The sequence below is a fragment of the Albidovulum inexpectatum genome, from assembly GCF_002927635.1.
GTDB classification, from domain to species: domain Bacteria; phylum Pseudomonadota; class Alphaproteobacteria; order Rhodobacterales; family Rhodobacteraceae; genus Albidovulum; species Albidovulum inexpectatum.
Map to the genome: position 1 here is coordinate 1 of NZ_PRDS01000002.1, position 16,882 is coordinate 16,882.

Annotated in this window: 14 protein-coding genes; 6 read left to right on the forward strand and 8 right to left on the reverse strand. The window is 64.4% G+C overall.

Annotated features, from left to right (window positions below):
- Window positions 1–291 precede the first annotated feature (291 nt).
- The 3 genes from ligA (at window position 292) to LV82_RS15200 (ending at window position 4,995) form a co-directional block, all read left to right on the forward strand.
- Window positions 292–2,685, forward strand: a complete 2,394-nt coding sequence (gene ligA / locus LV82_RS03350) for an NAD-dependent DNA ligase LigA (RefSeq protein ID WP_245873059.1) — start codon at window positions 292–294, stop codon at window positions 2,683–2,685.
- Window positions 2,682–4,769 carry an ATP-dependent DNA helicase RecG gene (gene recG / locus LV82_RS03355; protein ID WP_104069328.1) on the forward strand — a complete coding sequence of 696 codons (2,088 nt, stop codon included), beginning with the start codon at window positions 2,682–2,684 and terminating at the stop codon, window positions 4,767–4,769. Before ligA ends, recG begins: the two co-directional genes overlap by 4 nt.
- Before the next feature lie 103 nt (window positions 4,770–4,872).
- Window positions 4,873–4,995, forward strand: a complete 123-nt coding sequence (locus LV82_RS15200; RefSeq protein WP_281259910.1) for a hypothetical protein — start codon at window positions 4,873–4,875, stop codon at window positions 4,993–4,995.
- Between the two features lie 157 nt (window positions 4,996–5,152).
- Here LV82_RS15200 and LV82_RS03360 read toward each other — a convergent pair whose 3' ends face one another.
- Window positions 5,153–5,596, reverse strand: coding sequence for an iron-sulfur cluster assembly scaffold protein (locus LV82_RS03360; protein WP_104069329.1), 444 nt, complete (start codon window positions 5,594–5,596; stop codon window positions 5,153–5,155).
- A gap of 85 nt (window positions 5,597–5,681) precedes the next feature.
- Here LV82_RS03360 and hisI point away from each other — a divergent pair, with 85 nt between their 5' ends.
- Window positions 5,682–6,041, forward strand: coding sequence for a phosphoribosyl-AMP cyclohydrolase (gene hisI, locus LV82_RS03365; protein ID WP_104069330.1), 360 nt, complete (start codon window positions 5,682–5,684; stop codon window positions 6,039–6,041).
- Here the strand turns inward: hisI and gluQRS are convergent.
- The 4 genes from gluQRS to gyrA form a co-directional block, all read right to left on the reverse strand.
- Complete coding sequence (gluQRS, locus tag LV82_RS03370) at window positions 6,027–6,923, reverse strand: tRNA glutamyl-Q(34) synthetase GluQRS (protein ID WP_104069331.1); 897 nt, start codon at window positions 6,921–6,923, stop codon at window positions 6,027–6,029. The two genes, hisI and gluQRS, sit on opposite strands and share 15 nt — an antisense overlap.
- On the reverse strand, window positions 6,923–8,269 hold the full coding sequence (gene trmFO, locus LV82_RS03375) for a methylenetetrahydrofolate--tRNA-(uracil(54)-C(5))-methyltransferase (FADH(2)-oxidizing) TrmFO (RefSeq protein WP_104069332.1): 1,347 nt from the start codon (window positions 8,267–8,269) through the stop codon (window positions 6,923–6,925). The genes gluQRS and trmFO overlap by 1 nt, the downstream gene beginning before the upstream one ends.
- 86 nt (window positions 8,270–8,355) lie before the next feature.
- Window positions 8,356–8,751, reverse strand: a complete 396-nt coding sequence (locus tag LV82_RS03380; protein WP_211289165.1) for a DoxX family protein — start codon at window positions 8,749–8,751, stop codon at window positions 8,356–8,358.
- A 178-nt stretch (window positions 8,752–8,929) separates the two neighbouring features.
- Entirely contained in the window at window positions 8,930–11,665 is a 2,736-nt protein-coding gene (gene gyrA, locus LV82_RS03385) for a DNA gyrase subunit A (RefSeq protein WP_104069334.1), read from the reverse strand.
- A gap of 203 nt (window positions 11,666–11,868) precedes the next feature.
- On the opposite strand from gyrA, the gene LV82_RS03390 reads away from it, so the two are divergent.
- Window positions 11,869–12,150, forward strand: a complete 282-nt coding sequence (locus tag LV82_RS03390; protein ID WP_104069727.1) for an usg protein — start codon at window positions 11,869–11,871, stop codon at window positions 12,148–12,150.
- 80 nt (window positions 12,151–12,230) lie between these two features.
- Window positions 12,231–12,650 (forward strand): OsmC family protein, encoded by a 420-nt coding sequence (locus LV82_RS03395; RefSeq protein WP_104069729.1) that lies wholly within the window; start codon window positions 12,231–12,233, stop codon window positions 12,648–12,650.
- A gap of 8 nt (window positions 12,651–12,658) precedes the next feature.
- Here LV82_RS03395 and LV82_RS03400 read toward each other — a convergent pair whose 3' ends face one another.
- From LV82_RS03400 to guaA, 3 genes are all read right to left on the reverse strand, one after another.
- Entirely contained in the window at window positions 12,659–13,330 is a 672-nt protein-coding gene (locus tag LV82_RS03400; protein WP_104069335.1) for an SOS response-associated peptidase, read from the reverse strand.
- 57 nt (window positions 13,331–13,387) lie between these two features.
- Window positions 13,388–15,208, reverse strand: coding sequence for a translational GTPase TypA (gene typA / locus LV82_RS03405; RefSeq protein ID WP_104069336.1), 1,821 nt, complete (start codon window positions 15,206–15,208; stop codon window positions 13,388–13,390).
- A 97-nt stretch (window positions 15,209–15,305) separates the two neighbouring features.
- The gene (gene guaA / locus LV82_RS03410; protein WP_104069337.1) at window positions 15,306–16,868 is read right to left on the reverse strand and encodes a glutamine-hydrolyzing GMP synthase; all 1,563 of its coding nucleotides are present in this window, start codon (window positions 16,866–16,868) and stop codon (window positions 15,306–15,308) included.
- Between the last annotated feature and the right edge of the window lie 14 nt (window positions 16,869–16,882).

Genomic DNA, 16,882 nt, shown 5'->3' on the forward strand with positions numbered 1-16,882 from the left:
CGCATCCCGCGACCCGCGCTTCTTTGCTGTCGGTGATTGTCCCATGGAACGCTCCTCCTTTCCCTGAATTGCACGGAAAGAAGATTAAGTGAACATGCCGACAAGTCTCGCAAGCTTGCGGTGGGCGCCTGATCTGCCAGCGTGGGCATGGCCCGTCTGGACCTTGGGCGGGTCTGGACGTAACAGTACCGCCAGTGGCCAGATTTGGGGGCGGGCATGTCCAGGACCGGTCGGGAAGGCGAAGACGAAACAACGGCAGTGGATAAGGGCCCGGCGAATGGGGATCCTTCCATGCGCCCCGTCGAAATGCTTTCGGAAGACGAGGCGCGCGCCGAATGGCAGCGCCTGGCCGGGGCCGTAACGCGGGCTGACGAGGCTTATTATCGCAATGATGCGCCAGAGATCTCGGACGCGGAATACGATGCGCTGAAGCTTCGCCTTCGCGCCATCGAAGAGCGTTTTCCGGCGTTGGCGCGGCCCGACAGCCCAACCCAGCGCGTCGGCGCCGCGCCGGCCGAAGGCTTTGCCAAGGTGCGGCATGTCGTGCGGATGCTCAGCCTCGAAAACGCCTTCAGCGAAGAGGATGTACGCGACTTTGATGCAAGGATCAGGCGCTATCTGAACCTCGGCCCGGATGCGCATCTGGGCTACACGGCTGAACCGAAGATCGACGGATTGTCGCTATCGCTGCGCTACGAAGATGGTTTGCTGGTTCAGGCCGCGACCCGTGGCGATGGCGAAACGGGCGAGAACGTCACCGAAAACGCGCGCACGATCCGCGAGATTCCGCAGCGTCTGTCAGGTGCGCCGCGGGTTCTGGAGGTCCGTGGCGAAGTCTATATGAGCCACGCGGATTTCGCCGCGCTGAACGAACGTCAGGCCGAAACCGGGGGCAAGACCTTTGCCAACCCGCGCAATGCGGCGGCGGGGTCTTTGCGCCAGCTCGACCCCGGGGTCACGGCTCAACGGCCGCTGCGATTCTTTGCCTATGCGTGGGGAGAGGTGTCGGAACCTCTTGGCCGGACGCAGATGCAGGCCGTCCGCCGGCTGGCCGAGCTGGGGTTCCAGGTCAATCCGTTGACGCGCGAATGCGACGGGGTCGAGGAGTTGCTGAACGCCTATGCCGAGATTGAACAAAAGCGCGCGACCCTTGGCTATGACATCGACGGCGTCGTCTACAAGGTCAACGACCTGGCCCTGCAAGAGCGATTGGGGTTCCGCTCGACAACGCCCCGCTGGGCCATCGCGCACAAGTTTCCCGCCGAAACCGCCTGGACGCGGCTCGAGCGGATCGAGATCCAGGTCGGCCGCACCGGCGCGCTCAGCCCCGTCGCCCGGCTTGCGCCGGTCACGGTGGGCGGCGTTGTCGTCTCGAACGCGACGCTGCACAACGAAGACTATATTGCCGGGCGGGACGCGCAGGGCAATCCGATCCGCGGCGGCAAGGACATTCGCGAAGGTGACTGGGTCAAGGTCTATCGCGCCGGCGACGTGATCCCCAAGATTGCCGATGTCGATCTGTCGAAAAGACCCGCCGGGTCAAAGCCCTATCGCTTCCCCGACCGATGCCCGGTCTGCGGCTCTCCCGCGATCCGCGAGGAGGGGGATTCGGTGCGGCGCTGTACGGGTGGTCTGATCTGCCCCGCGCAGGCGGTCGAGAAGCTCAAGCATTTCGTCAGCCGCCCGGCCTTTGATATCGAGGGGCTTGGGGCAAAGCAGGTCGAGCTGTTCTATCGGCTGAACTGGATCGCGGAACCTGCCGACATATTCACGCTCGCGCGGCGCGACGCCGAGCGGCACAAGATGCTGTCCGCGCCACAGGAATTTCTGGGTGCGGAGCGCAGCGTCGAACGGGTCGATGCCCTGGTGGCCGAATACCGCGAGTTGCTCGAGCCGCTGGGCTACCAGATTGTCGGCTTTGCGCAGATCGGCCCCGCGCTTGCGGAACTGGACGGCAAGCCCCTGGCCCGAATCCGGGGATGGGGCGAAACATCGGTCCGCAACCTGTTCGAAGCAATCGAACGACGGCGAGAGATACCGTTCTCGCGGCTGATCTTCGCGCTTGGCATTCGCCATGTCGGCGAGGTCGCCGCTCAGGAACTGGCCCGGCACTTCCGTGACTGGCAGACGCTGACCGCCTGCGTGGATGCGGCCCGTCCGGCGGCTGAGGCCCATCGCCGCGCGCAAGAGGCAGAGGAACAGGAGCGCCGTGTTGCACAGGCAGAAGGCCGCCGTCCGCGCCTGGCAGAGGCACGCGAGCGCGCGCGTGCTGAAAGCGTGGTTCCCGCAGAGGCCGATGCGGCCTGGGCCGAACTGACAGGAATCGACGGGATCGGCCCGGTCCTTGCCTTGTCGCTTTCCGACGCCTTCTCGAACCCGCCAGAGCGCGCAGCCTTTGACAGGCTGGTGGCCGAGTTGCGACGGATCGTGCCCCCAGAGGCGGTCGCCAAGGATTCGCCCGTTGCCGGCAAGACGATCGTCTTTACCGGCACGCTGGAAAAGATGACGCGCGATGAAGCCAAGGCCCGCGCCAAGGCGCTTGGGGCAAAGGTCACGGATTCGGTTTCCCGGAAAACCGATCTTGTCGTCGCCGGGCCGGGCGCGGGGTCGAAGGCAAGAAAGGCGGCCGAACTGGGCATCGAGATCATCGACGAGGATGCCTGGTTGGCCCTGATCGGTTCATGAGCAGGCCCGAGATCCTGTTCCCCCTGTTTGGCGATCTCCGCGGTCTGCCCGGAATCGGCGACAAGCTGGCCGAAAACTTTGCCGCGGCCGGGATCACGCGCCCAAGGGACCTGATCTTCACGTTGCCCGGAGCGGTGATCGACCGCCGCAAGGTGCGCACCATCAAGGGCGCTGCCCTGCCGGCGACCCTGACGGTCGAGGTCGAAATCGGCGCGCATGTCCCGCCAAGCCGCAAGGGAGGCCCGACGCGGATCATGGTGCGCGACGCTGAATGCGATTTCCAGCTCGTGTTCTTTCATGCCAAGGGCGATTGGCTGCAACGGCAATTGCCCAGTGGCGAACGGCGTATCGTATCGGGCAGGGTCGAGCTGTTCGATGGAGTGCCGCAAATGGTGCACCCCGATCATGTCCTGCCCATCGACCGCGTCGGCGATCTGCCTGACTTCGAGCCGGTCTATCCCTTGTCCGCCGGCATAACCCAGCGCGTCATGCAAAAGGCGGTGCGTGCGGCGCTTGGCCGATTGCCCGATCTGGCGGAATGGATCGACCCCGAGCTGAAGGCGCAACGTGGCTGGCCCGGCTGGGCCGAGGCAATGCGCCGGGCCCATGCCCCGCAGGGGACGGCCGAGACGCAGCCGGACTTTCCCGTGCGACAGAGACTGGCCTATGATGAACTCTTTGCCCACCAATTGACGCTTGCCCTGGCGCGGGCGTCGGTTCGTCGGCAGAAGGGCCGGCCAAGCCGTGGCGATGGCGCGCTGCGCGCCAAGGTGCTGGCCGCCTTGCCTTACAAGCCCACCGGGGCGCAGATCCGGGCGGTGCAGGAAATCGCCGAAGACATGGCGTCCGACAGGCGGATGAACAGACTTCTGCAGGGCGATGTCGGTGCGGGCAAGACGCTGGTCGCGTTCCTTGCGCTGCTGATCGCGGTCGAGGCGGGCGGGCAGGGCGCGATGATGGCGCCAACCGAGATCCTTGCGCGCCAGCATCTTCAGGCTCTGCGCCCCCTGGCCGAGGCCGCCGGCGTCCGCATCGAGATTCTGACCGGCCGAGACAAGGCGGGCGAGCGCGCAGCCAAGCTGAAGGCTCTGGCCGAGGGCGAGATCGATATCCTTGTCGGGACGCATGCCATCTTTCAGAAGGACGTGGTCTTTGCCGATCTGCGTCTGGCGGTTGTCGATGAACAGCATCGCTTCGGCGTGGCCCAGAGGCTTGAGCTGGCTGCCAAGGGGCTGCGCGCCGATGTTCTGGTGATGACCGCAACCCCGATACCACGTTCCCTTGCACTGGCCCAGTATGGCGACATGGACGTGTCGGTGCTGGATGAAAAGCCGGCCGGCAGAAAGCCCGTCCGCACGGCCCTGGTTTCGGCACAAAGATACGACGAGGTCGTGGCCCATCTGGCCCGCGCAGTCCAGCAGGGCCGACAGGCCTATTGGGTTTGCCCGCTGGTCGAGGAGAGCGAGCGTGTCGATCTGACAGCAGCCGAGGAGCGGTTCAGGAAGCTTCGCGCAACCTTGGGCGAAGGTGTGGTCGGGCTGGTGCATGGCCAGATGCCCGCAGCCGAGAAGGACGCCGCGATGGCCGACTTCGCGGCGGGACGCACCCGCGTTCTGGTCGCCACGACGGTCATCGAGGTCGGTGTGGATGTCCCGAATGCCTCGATCATGGTGATCGAACGGGCCGAGATATTCGGCCTTGCACAGCTTCACCAGCTGCGTGGCAGGGTGGGGCGTGGCAGCGCCGAATCCACCTGTCTGCTGATGTATCAGCCCCCCCTTTCCGACACCGCTGCACGACGTCTGCAGATCCTGCGGGATACGGAAGATGGTTTCCGCATCGCCGAAGAGGATCTGGCGATGCGGGGCGCGGGCGATCTGATCGGCACGGCCCAGTCGGGCCTGCCGCGTTTCCGGATCGCCGATATCGAACGCCAGGCGGGCCTGATGGCCACGGCACAAATGGATGCGCGCAAGCTTCTGTCGGACGATCCGCAGCTGCAAGGTCCGCGCGGGCAGGCGGCGCGCGTGCTTCTGTGGCTGACCGAGCAGGACCGCGCGATCCGGCTGATATCTGTCGGTTAGCGCGGCGTTCCCGTTTGTTCTCACTTGTTCTCAAAAAGTTCTTTACTTGTTAACCAGCATGTGAGAACAAAGTGGCAACACAAGCGGTTCCAGGAGGTGCAAAATGAAGACCGATCTGAAATCCGTCCTGATGCGCGCGCGCCCGAACCTGGTGCAGGACGCGCTGGGCCTTGGGGCGCTGGTTCTGATGCTGTTCGTCGGGCTGCACCTGCCGCAGATTTTCTAGACCCCGTTCGATCTGCCTGCCTGCGATCGGCTGGCGCTCCGCCCGTCCTGTCCCCAACAGGTCCGCTGTCCCCCAAGACTTTGGCCACGGGCGGCTGTCGCTCGATCGCAACTTGCCGCCGCCTCTGGACCAGAGCGCGGCGGTCTTTTTTTGGGGGTCAGGCGGCGCGTTCGGCCTGTTCCATCGCCTCGGCCGTGGCCTCCAGCGCAAGAAGGATCGAGGCATGACGGTTTCGATAATCGCGCGCGGGCAACAGCGCTTCGTAACCAACGAATGGGGGCGAGGGGACGGGACCGTTTTCCTTGAGCATGGCGCGCAATTCGTCCCGGGCGCGCTCGACTTCGTCGCGCGTGCGTCCGATCATGACCGCGCCTGACAGGGCGGCCGATGCCTGGCCAAGCGCGCAGGCGCGCACGTCCTGGCCATATTCGACGATCCGCCCGTCACGCACCACGACATCGACCGTCACGGTCGAACCGCAAAGCGGCGAGCGTTTGCGCACCGTGGCCGTCGGGTTTTCCAGCCTGCGCGCGTGCGGAATGTTCGCCGCCAGTGCCAGGATCCTTTGCGAATAAAGCTTGATCAGGTCGGTGTCGCTCATGCCATGCCCCCGGCGCTTCGGGCTTTCGTTCCTCGCCCGCAAATTCTAGATAGGCCCAAAGGCCATCTTTGCAAAGGTACCAGACATGCCATTCGACCCTTCGACCTTGCGATTTGACGCCCATGGTCTGATCCCGGCGATCGCACAGGACCATCAGAGCGGCGAGGTGCTGATGATGGCGTGGATGAACGCAGAATCCATCCGCGAAACCTTGCGCACGGGGCGGGTGACATATTGGTCGCGCTCGCGGCAGAAACTCTGGGCCAAGGGCGAAAGCTCGGGCCATATACAGCGTTTGGTCGAGCTGCGGATAGATTGTGATCGCGACTGCCTTCTGTTGCTGGTCGATCAGTCCGGGCCCGCCTGCCACACCAACCGTCAAAGCTGCTTCTACACCGCCCTGCGTGGGGGCGAAGAGGTCGAGATCCTGTCACCCGTTGCGTGACGTGGGCAGCCTCACCATCTTGCGGATGTCGCTGGGCGTGGCGCCGTCCTCGCGATACTTCGCGATGGCCCGGGCGTCGTCGCGCTTGGCAAGGCGCTTGCCGTTTTCGTCGCGGATCAGGCGGTGGTGATGATAGAGCGGCGTCGACAGGCCGAACAGGCGTTGCAGCAGGACATGGATGCGCGTTGCCTCGAACAGGTCCGCGCCGCGAACCACATGCGTGATGCCCTGGAAAGCGTCATCCAGCACGACCGCAAGGTGATAGGACGACCCCATCTCGCGCCGCGCCAGAACGACGTCCCCCACGCGATCGATCAGCTCTTGCGCGGCAAAGGCGATCTGGCCAACTGACGTTCCTTCGCCGCCACCGGTTTCGATAAAGCTCAATCTGTCGCCAGACGCCAGGCCAAGCGAAGCCAGCGCGGCACGCATGTCAAGCCGCAGGGCCACATTGCGCGGCCGGGGCCGGTCGCGCCATGGACGGTTGGCGGCAGGCCGGCAGGTTCCCGGATAGACGATGCCATCCGGCCCCATCGGCGGCTCGCCTTCATTCGGTGCGCCAGCAGCGGCCGCAATGTCGCGGCGATTGCAGCTGCAGGGATACAGAAGGCCACGCGACCAAAGATCGTCCAGGGCGGTGTCATAGGCAGCCTGCCGATCGGATTGGCGCAGGATCGGGCCGTCCCATGTCAGCCCCAGCCACGATAGGTCGCGTTGGATCTGTCTTTCCCATTCGGGGCGTGATCGGCTGCGGTCGATGTCTTCGATCCGCAGCAGGAACTGGCCGCCCGCCGCACGCGCCATGTCATGGGCCAATATCGCCGAATAGGCATGGCCCAGATGAAGCGGCCCGGTCGGCGAGGGCGCAAAGCGCGTGCGCATCAGCCCTGACGTGCCAGCCATTCGGAGAATGCGGCCTTGGCCCTGTCGGTATAGGCCTTGTAGCGTTCCTTGCGCCCCTTGCGGCCGCCGCGCGCGTCGATCGGGGGAAACAGGCCGAAATTGACATTCATCGGCTGGAACGTCCTTGCATCGGCCCCGCCGGTTATGTGGTTCACCAACGCACCCATGGCCGTTTCGGGCGGCGGGGGCGGAAGATCCCGTCCCAGGATCTCGGCCGCGGCCATGCGTCCGGCCAGCAGCCCCATCGCCGCGCTTTCAACATAGCCTTCGACCCCGGTGATCTGGCCGGCAAAGCGGATATTCGGCCGCGATTTCAGTCTCAGCCGGTCATCCAGAAGCGTCGGAGAATTGATGAACGTATTGCGATGAATTCCGCCAAGACGTGCAAACCGCGCGTTTTCAAGTCCCGGAATCATCCGAAAAACATCGACTTGCGCGCCATACTTCATCTTTGTCTGGAAGCCGACCATGTTGTAGAGCGTGCCCAGCGCATTGTCGCGCCGCAACTGCACCACCGCATAGGGCTTTTCGTCCGGGCGGTGCGGGTTGGTCAGGCCCACGGGCTTCATCGGCCCATGACGCAGGGTTTCGCGCCCGCGTTCGGCCATGACCTCGATCGGCAGGCAGCCATCGAAATAGGGGGTGTTCTCGACCTCGCCTTCGTGGAATTCGGTCTTTTCCGCCGCCAGAAGCGCGTCGATGAAGGCGTCGTATTGCTCGCGCGTCATCGGGCAATTCAGATAGGCTTTCCGCTCTTCCTCGGTTTCGCCCTTGTCATAGCGCGACTGCGCCCAGACCACCGACATGTCGATGGAATCGGCATGGACGATCGGCGCGATCGCATCGAAGAAGGCCAGCGATCTGGCCCCGGTGACGGCGCGGATGGATTCGGCCAGCGTGCCCGAGGTGAGTGGACCCGTGGCGATGATCCACATGCCCTCGTCGGGCAGTTCGGTGATCTCTTCGGTGCTGATCGTGACATTGGGGTGCTGGCGCAGCGCGTTCGTCACGGCCTCGGCAAAAGGCTCGCGGTCAACAGCCAGTGCTCCGCCCGCAGGCAGACGATGGCGATCGGCCATGCGCATGATCAACCCGTTCGCCGTGCGCATTTCCCAGTGCAGAAGGCCGACGGCATTCTGTTCGTCATCGTCCGAGCGGAACGAATTGGAACATACCATCTCGGCCAGGTTGCCTGTCCGATGTGCGAATGTGCCGACCTTCGGGCGCATCTCATGGATCACGACGGGCACGCCCGCCCCGGCGGCCTGCCAGGCGGCTTCGGAACCGGCCATGCCGCCGCCAACGATATGCAATGTCTGTGTCATGGCGCTGATGTAGCTGTGGCAGACGACAAAGAAAAGGGGGCGCTCGGCCAGTGTGCCGATCGCCCCCCTGCATTATGGCGCCGTCTTCAGCCGTGTTGCAGCCTGCCCCGCGCTAGTGCCGCATCGACCGACCACGTCCCGGGGCCCTGCAGCGCCAGAAGCAGGAAGCCGCCGCCAAGTCCCAGATTCTTCATCAGCATGGTCATCTGCATCTGATCGGCCGGGTCGAAGTGATACAGCAGGCCAGCCAGAACGCTGAACCCGCCCAGTGCCAGCGCCGCGGGCCGCGTGAGAAGGCCGATCAGCACGGCCACTCCGCCCAGGATTTCCAGCGCAATGACCGGCCAGGCAAGGAATGCCGGCACGCCGCCGGATTCCATGAAGGCGGCAAAGCCCTGGACATTGCCCAGCTTGCCCATGCCGGCGGTGATGAACAGGATGGCGAGCAGGATCCGCGCCACGAGAATTCCGATGTCTTTCATTTCCATGTCTCCGTGCATTCGGGATGCGACCGGCATACCCTGTGCGGATGTGCGGATATAGAGCGAATGGGAAACATAATTTGTGCGAAATTGCAGAATCCTTGGCGCGGGCCGGTGTCCATTCGACAACGCCCCGCCAGGGCGGGGCGTCGCATGATGTTGCTTTCCAAGACGGTCCTCAGGCCTGATCGGCGTCGGGTTCGTCCTGGCCCTGATCCGCGATGCGCGCGACGGACACGACTTCCTCGTCTCCCGTGACGTCGATGACTTTCACACCTCCCGCCGTGCGTGAGCGGAAGCTGATCCCGTCGACCGGGCAGCGGATCGAGCGGCCCGTCGTCGTCGCGACCATGATCTGGTCGTCCAGCTCGACGGGGAAGGAGGCAACCAGCGGCCCGCCGCGCAGCCCCTTGTCGATCGCCATGACACCCTGACCGCCGCGGCCGCGCACCGGATAGTCGTGGCTGGAGGTCAGCTTGCCCTGGCCCCGCGCGGTGACGGTCAGGATCAGATCCTCGGCCGCCGACATCTCGGCATAGCGTTCCGGCGACAGCTGGCCAGCGGTCACGGTTTCCTCGTCATCTTCGGCCGACTCGTCCTCGGTGACACCGGCCATCAATCGGCGCTGTTTGAGATAGGCGGCGCGTTCCTCGGGCGTGGCCTCGAAATGGCGGATGATCGACATCGAGACGACCCGGTCGCCTTCGGCCAGCCGGATGCCGCGCACGCCGGTCGAGTCACGGCCCTTGAAGACGCGCACCTCGGTCGTCGGGAACCGGATCGCACGGCCTTGGGCGGTGACCAGCATCACATCGTCGGATTCCATGCAGATGCGTGCATTCACCAGGCTGACGCCCTCGGGCAGTTTCATCGCGATCTTGCCGTTCGACTTGACGTTGGTGAAGTCGGACAGGGCATTGCGCCGCACGCTGCCATCCGATGTCGCAAAGAAGATCTGCAGGTTGTCCCAGTCTTCCTCGGGCGCATCGACGGGCATGATCGCGGCCACCGAGACGCCCTGCGGTATCGGCAGGATGTTGACGATGGCCTTGCCCTTGGAGGTGCGGCCGCCCTGCGGCAGGCGCCAGCACTTCAGCTTGTAGACCATGCCGTCGGTCGTGAAGAACAGAAGCTGCGTATGGGTGTTGGCGACGAACAGGGTGGTGACGATGTCGTCTTCCTTGGTCGCCATGCCGGAAATGCCCTTTCCGCCGCGACGTTGCGCGCGGAACTCGGCCAGCGGTGTACGCTTGATCCAGCCACCCGAGGTCACGGTGACGACCATGTCCTCGCGTTCGATCAGGTCCTCGTCGTCCAGATCGCCCGCCCAGTCCACGATCTCGGTCCGGCGGGGCACGGCAAAGAGATCTTTCACCTCGCGCAGTTCGTCGGCGATGATGGCCATGATCCGCTCACGCGAACGCAGGATGTCCAGGTAGTCGCGGATCTTCGCGGCCAGATCCTGCAATTCGTCGGTGACTTCCTGCACGCCCATCGCCGTCAGCCGCTGCAGGCGCAGGTCCAGGATCGCGCGGGCCTGGATTTCGGACAAGTTGTAGGTGCCGTCGTCATTGATCGTATGCGTCGGGTCGTCGATCAGGCGGATATATTCGGCGATGTCGTGGGCGGGCCAGCGGCGGGTCATCAGCCGCTCGCGCGCCTCGGCCGGGTCCCGGGAGGACCGGATCGTGGCCACGACCTCATCGACATTCGACACCGCAACCGCCAGTCCGCACAGCACGTGGCTGCGTTCACGCGCCTTGCGCAGTTCATAGGCCGTGCGGCGGGCGACGACTTCTTCGCGGAAGGCGATGAAATGGGTCAGGAAGTCGCGCAGGCTCAGCGTTTCGGGACGGCCGCCGTTCAGCGCCAGCATGTTGCAGCCGAACGAGGTCTGCATCGGCGTGAATCGGTACAGCTGGTTCAGCACGACCTCGGGCGTCGCGTCGCGCTTCAGTTCGATCACGACGCGCACGCCGACCCGGTCGGATTCGTCCTGGATATGGGCGATCCCCTCGATCTTCTTTTCGCGGACCAGTTCGGCGATCTTCTCGATCATCGTGGCCTTGTTGACCTGATAGGGGATCTCGTCCACGACGATGGCATAGCGATCCTTGCGCAGCTCCTCGATATGCGTGCGCGCGCGGATGATCACGCTGCCGCGCCCTTCCAGATAGGCCTTGCGCGCACCCGATCGCCCAAGGATCAGGGCGCCGGTCGGAAAATCGGGACCCGGGATGATCTGCATCAGTTCTTCCGACGAAAGGTCGGGGTTTTCGATCAGGGCCAGCGTGCCGTCGATGACCTCGCCCAGATTGTGCGGCGGGATGTTGGTCGCCATGCCGACGGCGATGCCGCCCGCACCGTTGACCAGCATGTTGGGAAAGCGCGCGGGCAGGACGGTGGGCTCACGGTCCTTGCCGTCATAGTTGTCCTGGAAATCGACCGTTTCCTTGTCGATATCGGCCAGCAGATAGGCCGCGGGTCTGGCCATGCGCACCTCGGTGTAGCGCATCGCCGCGGCATTGTCGCCGTCCATCGAGCCGAAATTGCCCTGGCCGTCCAGCAGCGGCAGCGACATCGAGAAGGGCTGGGCCATGCGGACCAGCGCGTCGTAGATCGCCGCGTCGCCGTGGGGGTGATACTTACCCATCACGTCGCCGACCGGGCGGGCCGACTTGCGATAGGGCTTGTCATGCGTGTTGCCGGTTTCGTGCATCGCATACAGGATGCGACGATGCACCGGCTTCAGCCCGTCGCGCAGATCGGGGATCGCGCGGCTTACGATCACGCTCATCGCGTAATCGAGATAGGCGGTCTTCATCTCCTCGGCGATATCGACGGTGGGGCCGTCATATGCGGGCCGAGGCGGCAGATCGTCTTCCTTTTCAGGGGTTTCTGGCGTGTCGTTCACGAATGCTCGCCCTTGTCTTGATTGGCGCCGTCGGGCGCTAGATCTTGTTGCGCGCGACTATAGCCCAGCCAGGGCTTGGGGTGCAATGCCGCCCCGGCATGGTTGCGGTCAAAACCCGCGCGGATGCGGTAACATATTGTTTTCGTTGCGCGACGCCTGCTCTGATGTAGCATTGAAGTCAGGAGGAAGTGACGGAGGCAATGATGAAGGCGGAAACGCGTCCCAAGGAAGTCGAGCTGATGCTGAAGGGGTACGGGCTGACGACGGCGCAGATCTTCTATCGCATGCCGGATTACAGGAATGTTCTGAACACGTTCATCTGGCAGGAATACGACCTGGCACCGGACTATCCCGAACTGTTCCGCTTCATCGAATTCTGGCAGGAAAAGATCGAAGGCCCCCTGCATTCGGTTGTCTTCACGCACCGCAAGCTGATCGCGCCTGGTGAATGGCAGAACGTGGTGGGCGAATTCCACCTGCACTGAAACGGCGTTGACGGCCCTTGCGCAGCCGGGGGCGTCACGGCATCCTGCGCGCCGAAACAACGATCGTGACGGGGGACAGGATGAAAGCGCGCGTGACCTGGGTGGAAGATCGGACCTTTACGGGGCAGGTCGAGTCAGGCCACCAGATCGTGCTGGGTGCGGCCCATGGCGACAGCCCCAAGCCCGGCCCCAGCCCGATGGAGCTTGTGCTGATCGGCACGGGTGGCTGCGCCAGCTACGATGTCGTGCACATCCTTGAAAAGGCACGTCAGCCGGTCGAGCGCGTGACCTGCGAGCTGGAAGCCGATCGGGCCGAAAGCGACCCCAAGGTCTTTACCCGCATTCACATGAAATTCGTGGTTCGTGGCCGTGGCCTTGACCCCGCGCGGGTCGAACGCGCCGTCGCGCTTTCGGCCGAGAAATACTGTTCCGCCTCGGCCATGATGGCCAGGACCGCCAAGGTCACCCACAGCGTCGAGGTCATCGACACCACGGCCTGATCGGTTCTTCAGGCGTCGATGGGCTCGATCAGTTCGGGCCCGTCATTGCGCACCGAGCCCACGGCGCGGGTGACGGGATGCCATGCAAGGCCCGGAAGACCAAGACGGGGCAGGGCAGACGCATCGGCCCCGTCCAGCCAGTCAAGCGCGCGATCGGGTGACAGGATCACGGGCATCCGGTTGTGGATGCTGCTCATCGGCTCTGGCGCGGTCTCGGTCAGGATCGTGCAGGTCAGCCCTTCGAAGTCCGGCAGGCGGACCGAGCTCCACAATCCGGCCAGAAGCAGGGCCGGGGCATTGCCGGCCGGGCTGATGTAAAGGGGCTGCCTTTCGGTGCCGCGCTTTTGCCATTCGTAATAGCCGGAAACCGGAATCACGCAGCGCGCGCGGCGCCATGCGTCGCGAAAGGTCGGGCTTGTGGCCGCAGTCTCGACCCGCGCGTTGAAGGTCGTGGCCTTGAACTCTGACAGTGTGCCGCGATGCCAGTGCGGGATGAACCACCAGCGCGCGAGGTCCAGGCGCGCGGTGCCATCCGGCCGCCGCAGGATCGGAAGGTCCGATGTCGGCGGCACGTTCCAGCGCGAAGGAATCTCGGGCGTTCCGGCCGGCGGCTTGCCCAGTTCGAGCCATTCGAACAATTCGCGGCTGGAAAGCCCGGCCAGATTCACCCTTCCGCACATGGCGCTCTCCTTCCCTTGCCCCAGACTGGGCCGGGGCGGGACAGGATGCAACCGCGATCAGCCTTCGGCGCGGGCCTGACGCTTGCGTTCGTGCGGGTCGAGATAGCGCTTGCGCAGACGGATCGCCTTTGGCGTGACTTCGACCAGTTCGTCGTCGTCGATATAGGCGATCGCCTCCTCGAGGCTCATCCGCACGGGCGGGGTCAGGCGCACATTCTCGTCCGATCCGGCGGCGCGGATATTGGTCAGCTTCTTGCCCTTCAGCGGGTTGACCTCCAGATCGCCGGGTCGGCTGTTTTCTCCGATGATCATGCCGACATAGACCTGCTCTTGCGGCCCGATGAACAGGCGTCCGCGTTCTTCCAGGTTCCACAGCGCATAGGCCACCGAGACGCCATTTTCCATCGAGATCAGCACGCCCTGCCGGCGACCTTCGATCGGCCCCTTGTAGGGTGCCCAGGAATGGAAGATCCGGTTCAGGACGCCGGTGCCACGCGTATCGGTCAGGAACTGGCCGTGATAGCCGATCAGCCCGCGCGAAGGGACCAGAGCGACGATGCGGGTCTTGCCCGCGCCCGCGGGCTTCATTTCCACCAACTCGCCCTTGCGCTGTCCGGTCAGCTTGTCGATCACCGCTCCGGTGAACTCGTCATCGACGTCGATGATGACTTCCTCGATCGGCTCCAGCCGTTCGCCATTCTCTTCGCGGAAGATCACGCGCGGGCGCGAGATCGACAATTCGAACCCCTCGCGGCGCATGTTTTCGATCAGCACGCCCATCTGCAATTCGCCGCGGCCCGAGACGATGAAGGATTCGCCGCCCGGCGTGTCCTCGACCCGGATCGCGACGTTCGATTCCGCCTCGCGCATCAGGCGTTCCCGAATGACGCGGCTCTGCACCTTGGACCCGTCGCGCCCGGCCAGGGGGCTGTCATTGATGCCGAAGGTCACGCTGATCGTCGGCGGGTCGATCGGCTGGGCGGGCAGGGGCGTCTCGACCTCGGGCGCGCACAGCGTGTCGGCCACCGTGGCGCGAGTCATGCCCGCGACGGTGACGATGTCGCCCGCGACGGCTTCGTCGATCGGCTGCTGCGAAAGACCCCGGAAGGCGAGGATCTTGGTGGCCCGGAACTGTTCGATCCGCTCGCCCGTGCGCGACAGCGCCTTGACGGTGTCGCCCACGCGCAGGCGGCCGGATTCGACGCGCCCGGTCAGGATGCGGCCGATGAACGGGTCGGCCGAAAGCGTCGTCGCCAGCATGCGGAAGGGCTCGTCCACGCGCGACAGCTGGGCGGGCATGGGAACATGGCGCAGGATCAGGTCGAACAGCGCCGACAGGTCCTTGCGCGGACCTTCCAGCGACTCGTCGGCCCAGCCTGCGCGGCCCGAGGCATAGAGATGCGGAAAGTCCAGCTGTTCGTCGCTGGCGCCAAGGGCCACGAACAGATCAAAGACCTCGTTCAGCGCGCGTTCGGGTTCGGCATCGGGCTTGTCCACCTTGTTCAGTACGACGATGGGTTTCAGGCCCAGCGCCAGCGCCTTTTGCGTGACGAACTTGGTCTGGGGCATCGGCCCTTCGGCGGCATCGACCAGAAGCACGACGCCATCGACCATGCTCAGGATCCGTTCAACCTCGCCGCCGAAATCGGCATGGCCCGGGGTGTCCACGATATTGATGCGCGCGCCGTTCCATTCGACGCTGGTGCATTTTGCAAGAATCGTGATGCCACGCTCACGTTCGATGTCGTTGGAATCCATGGCGCGTTCCGCGACGGCCTGGTTTTCCCGGAACGCACCGGATTGTTTCAACAGCTGATCGACAAGGGTTGTCTTGCCGTGGTCGACATGCGCGATGATCGCGATGTTGCGAAGGTCCATGGGTTTGCCTTTTTGCGTCTTTGGCGCACCCGATACACAAGGCCGTGGCGAAAGGCCAGATGCAGCATGCCCCGCGCCGGGGGCGCGGGGCACCGGATCATTCCAGTTCGATGGTTCCGGGCGGTTTGGACGTGACGTCATACATGACGCGGTTGATGCCTGGCACCTCGTTGATGATGCGCGTCGCGGTTTCGCCCAGGAAGTCGTGGCTGAACGGATAGTAATCCGCGGTCATGCCATCGACCGAGGTCACGGCGCGCAGCGCAAGCGCATAGTCATAGGTGCGCCCGTCACCCATCACGCCGACCGTGCGCACCGGCAGGATGGCGGCAAATGCCTGCCAGATCTCGTCATAAAGACCATGCTTGCGGATCTGGTCGATATAGATCGCATCGGCCTTGCGCAGGATGTCCAGCTTTTCGCGCGTGATCTCGCCGGGACAGCGGATCGCCAGACCCGGGCCGGGGAAGGGATGGCGGCGGATGAAGCTTTCGGGCAGACCCAGTTCGCGGCCAAGCGCGCGGACCTCGTCCTTGAACAGCTCGCGCAGCGGTTCGACCAGCTTCAGCCCCATCTTTTCGGGCAGCCCGCCGACATTGTGATGGCTCTTGATCGTGACCGAAGGCCCGCCCGAGAAGCTGACCGATTCGATCACATCCGGATACAGCGTGCCCTGCGCCAGGAACTCGGCCCCCTCGATCTTGGCGGCCTCGCGCTGGAAGACGTCGATGAAGAGCTTCCCGATCGTCTTGCGCTTCACCTCGGGGTCCGAAACGCCCTCGAGCGCGCTCAGGAACAGCTCGGATTCATCGGCGTGGATGAGCGGGATGTTGTAGTGGTCGCGGAACATCGAGACCACTTCCTCGGCCTCGCCCAGCCGCAGCAGTCCGTGATCGACGAAGACACAGGTCAGCTGATCTCCGATCGCCTGATGGATCAGCACCGCCGTGACCGAGGAGTCGACTCCGCCCGACAATCCGCAGATCACGCGCTTGTCACCGACCTGGGCGCGGATCTTCTCGATCGCGTCCTCGCGGAATGACGCCATCGTCCAGTCGCCCACGAATCCCGCGATGCGCACGAAATTCTCGAGCAGTTTCGTTCCCTTCGGCGTGTGGTGCACCTCGGGGTGGAACTGCACGGCAAAGAAGCGGCGTGCGGGGTCGGCCGTGATCGCATAGGGCGCGCCGGGCGAGGTGGCCAGAACCTGGAACCCCGGCGCCAGTTTCGACACGTGATCACCGTGGCTCATCCAGACCTGCTCGCGCCCATCCTCGGTGAACCAGCCGTCAAGAATTTCGTGGCGATGTTCTGTCGGGGTCACGAAGGCGCGGCCGAATTCGGCGGTGCCATGGCCGCGTTCCACCCTGCCGCCCAGGCAATGCATCATCACCTGCTGGCCATAGCAGATGCCCAGGATCGGCACGCCCAGTTCGAAGACCGAGGCCGGCGGCATGGGCGCCCCTTCGGCAAAGACCGAGGCCGGGCCGCCCGAGAAGATGACGGCCTGCGGCGCGAAGCTTTTCAGAAAGGCGTCGTCCACCCGGTTGAAGGGGTGGATTTCGCAATAGACCTTCAGCTCGCGCAGGCGGCGGGCGATCAGCTGCGTGACCTGGCTGCCAAAGTCGATGATGAGGAGGCGTTGATGCGCATGTGTCATGGGCGCGGAATATT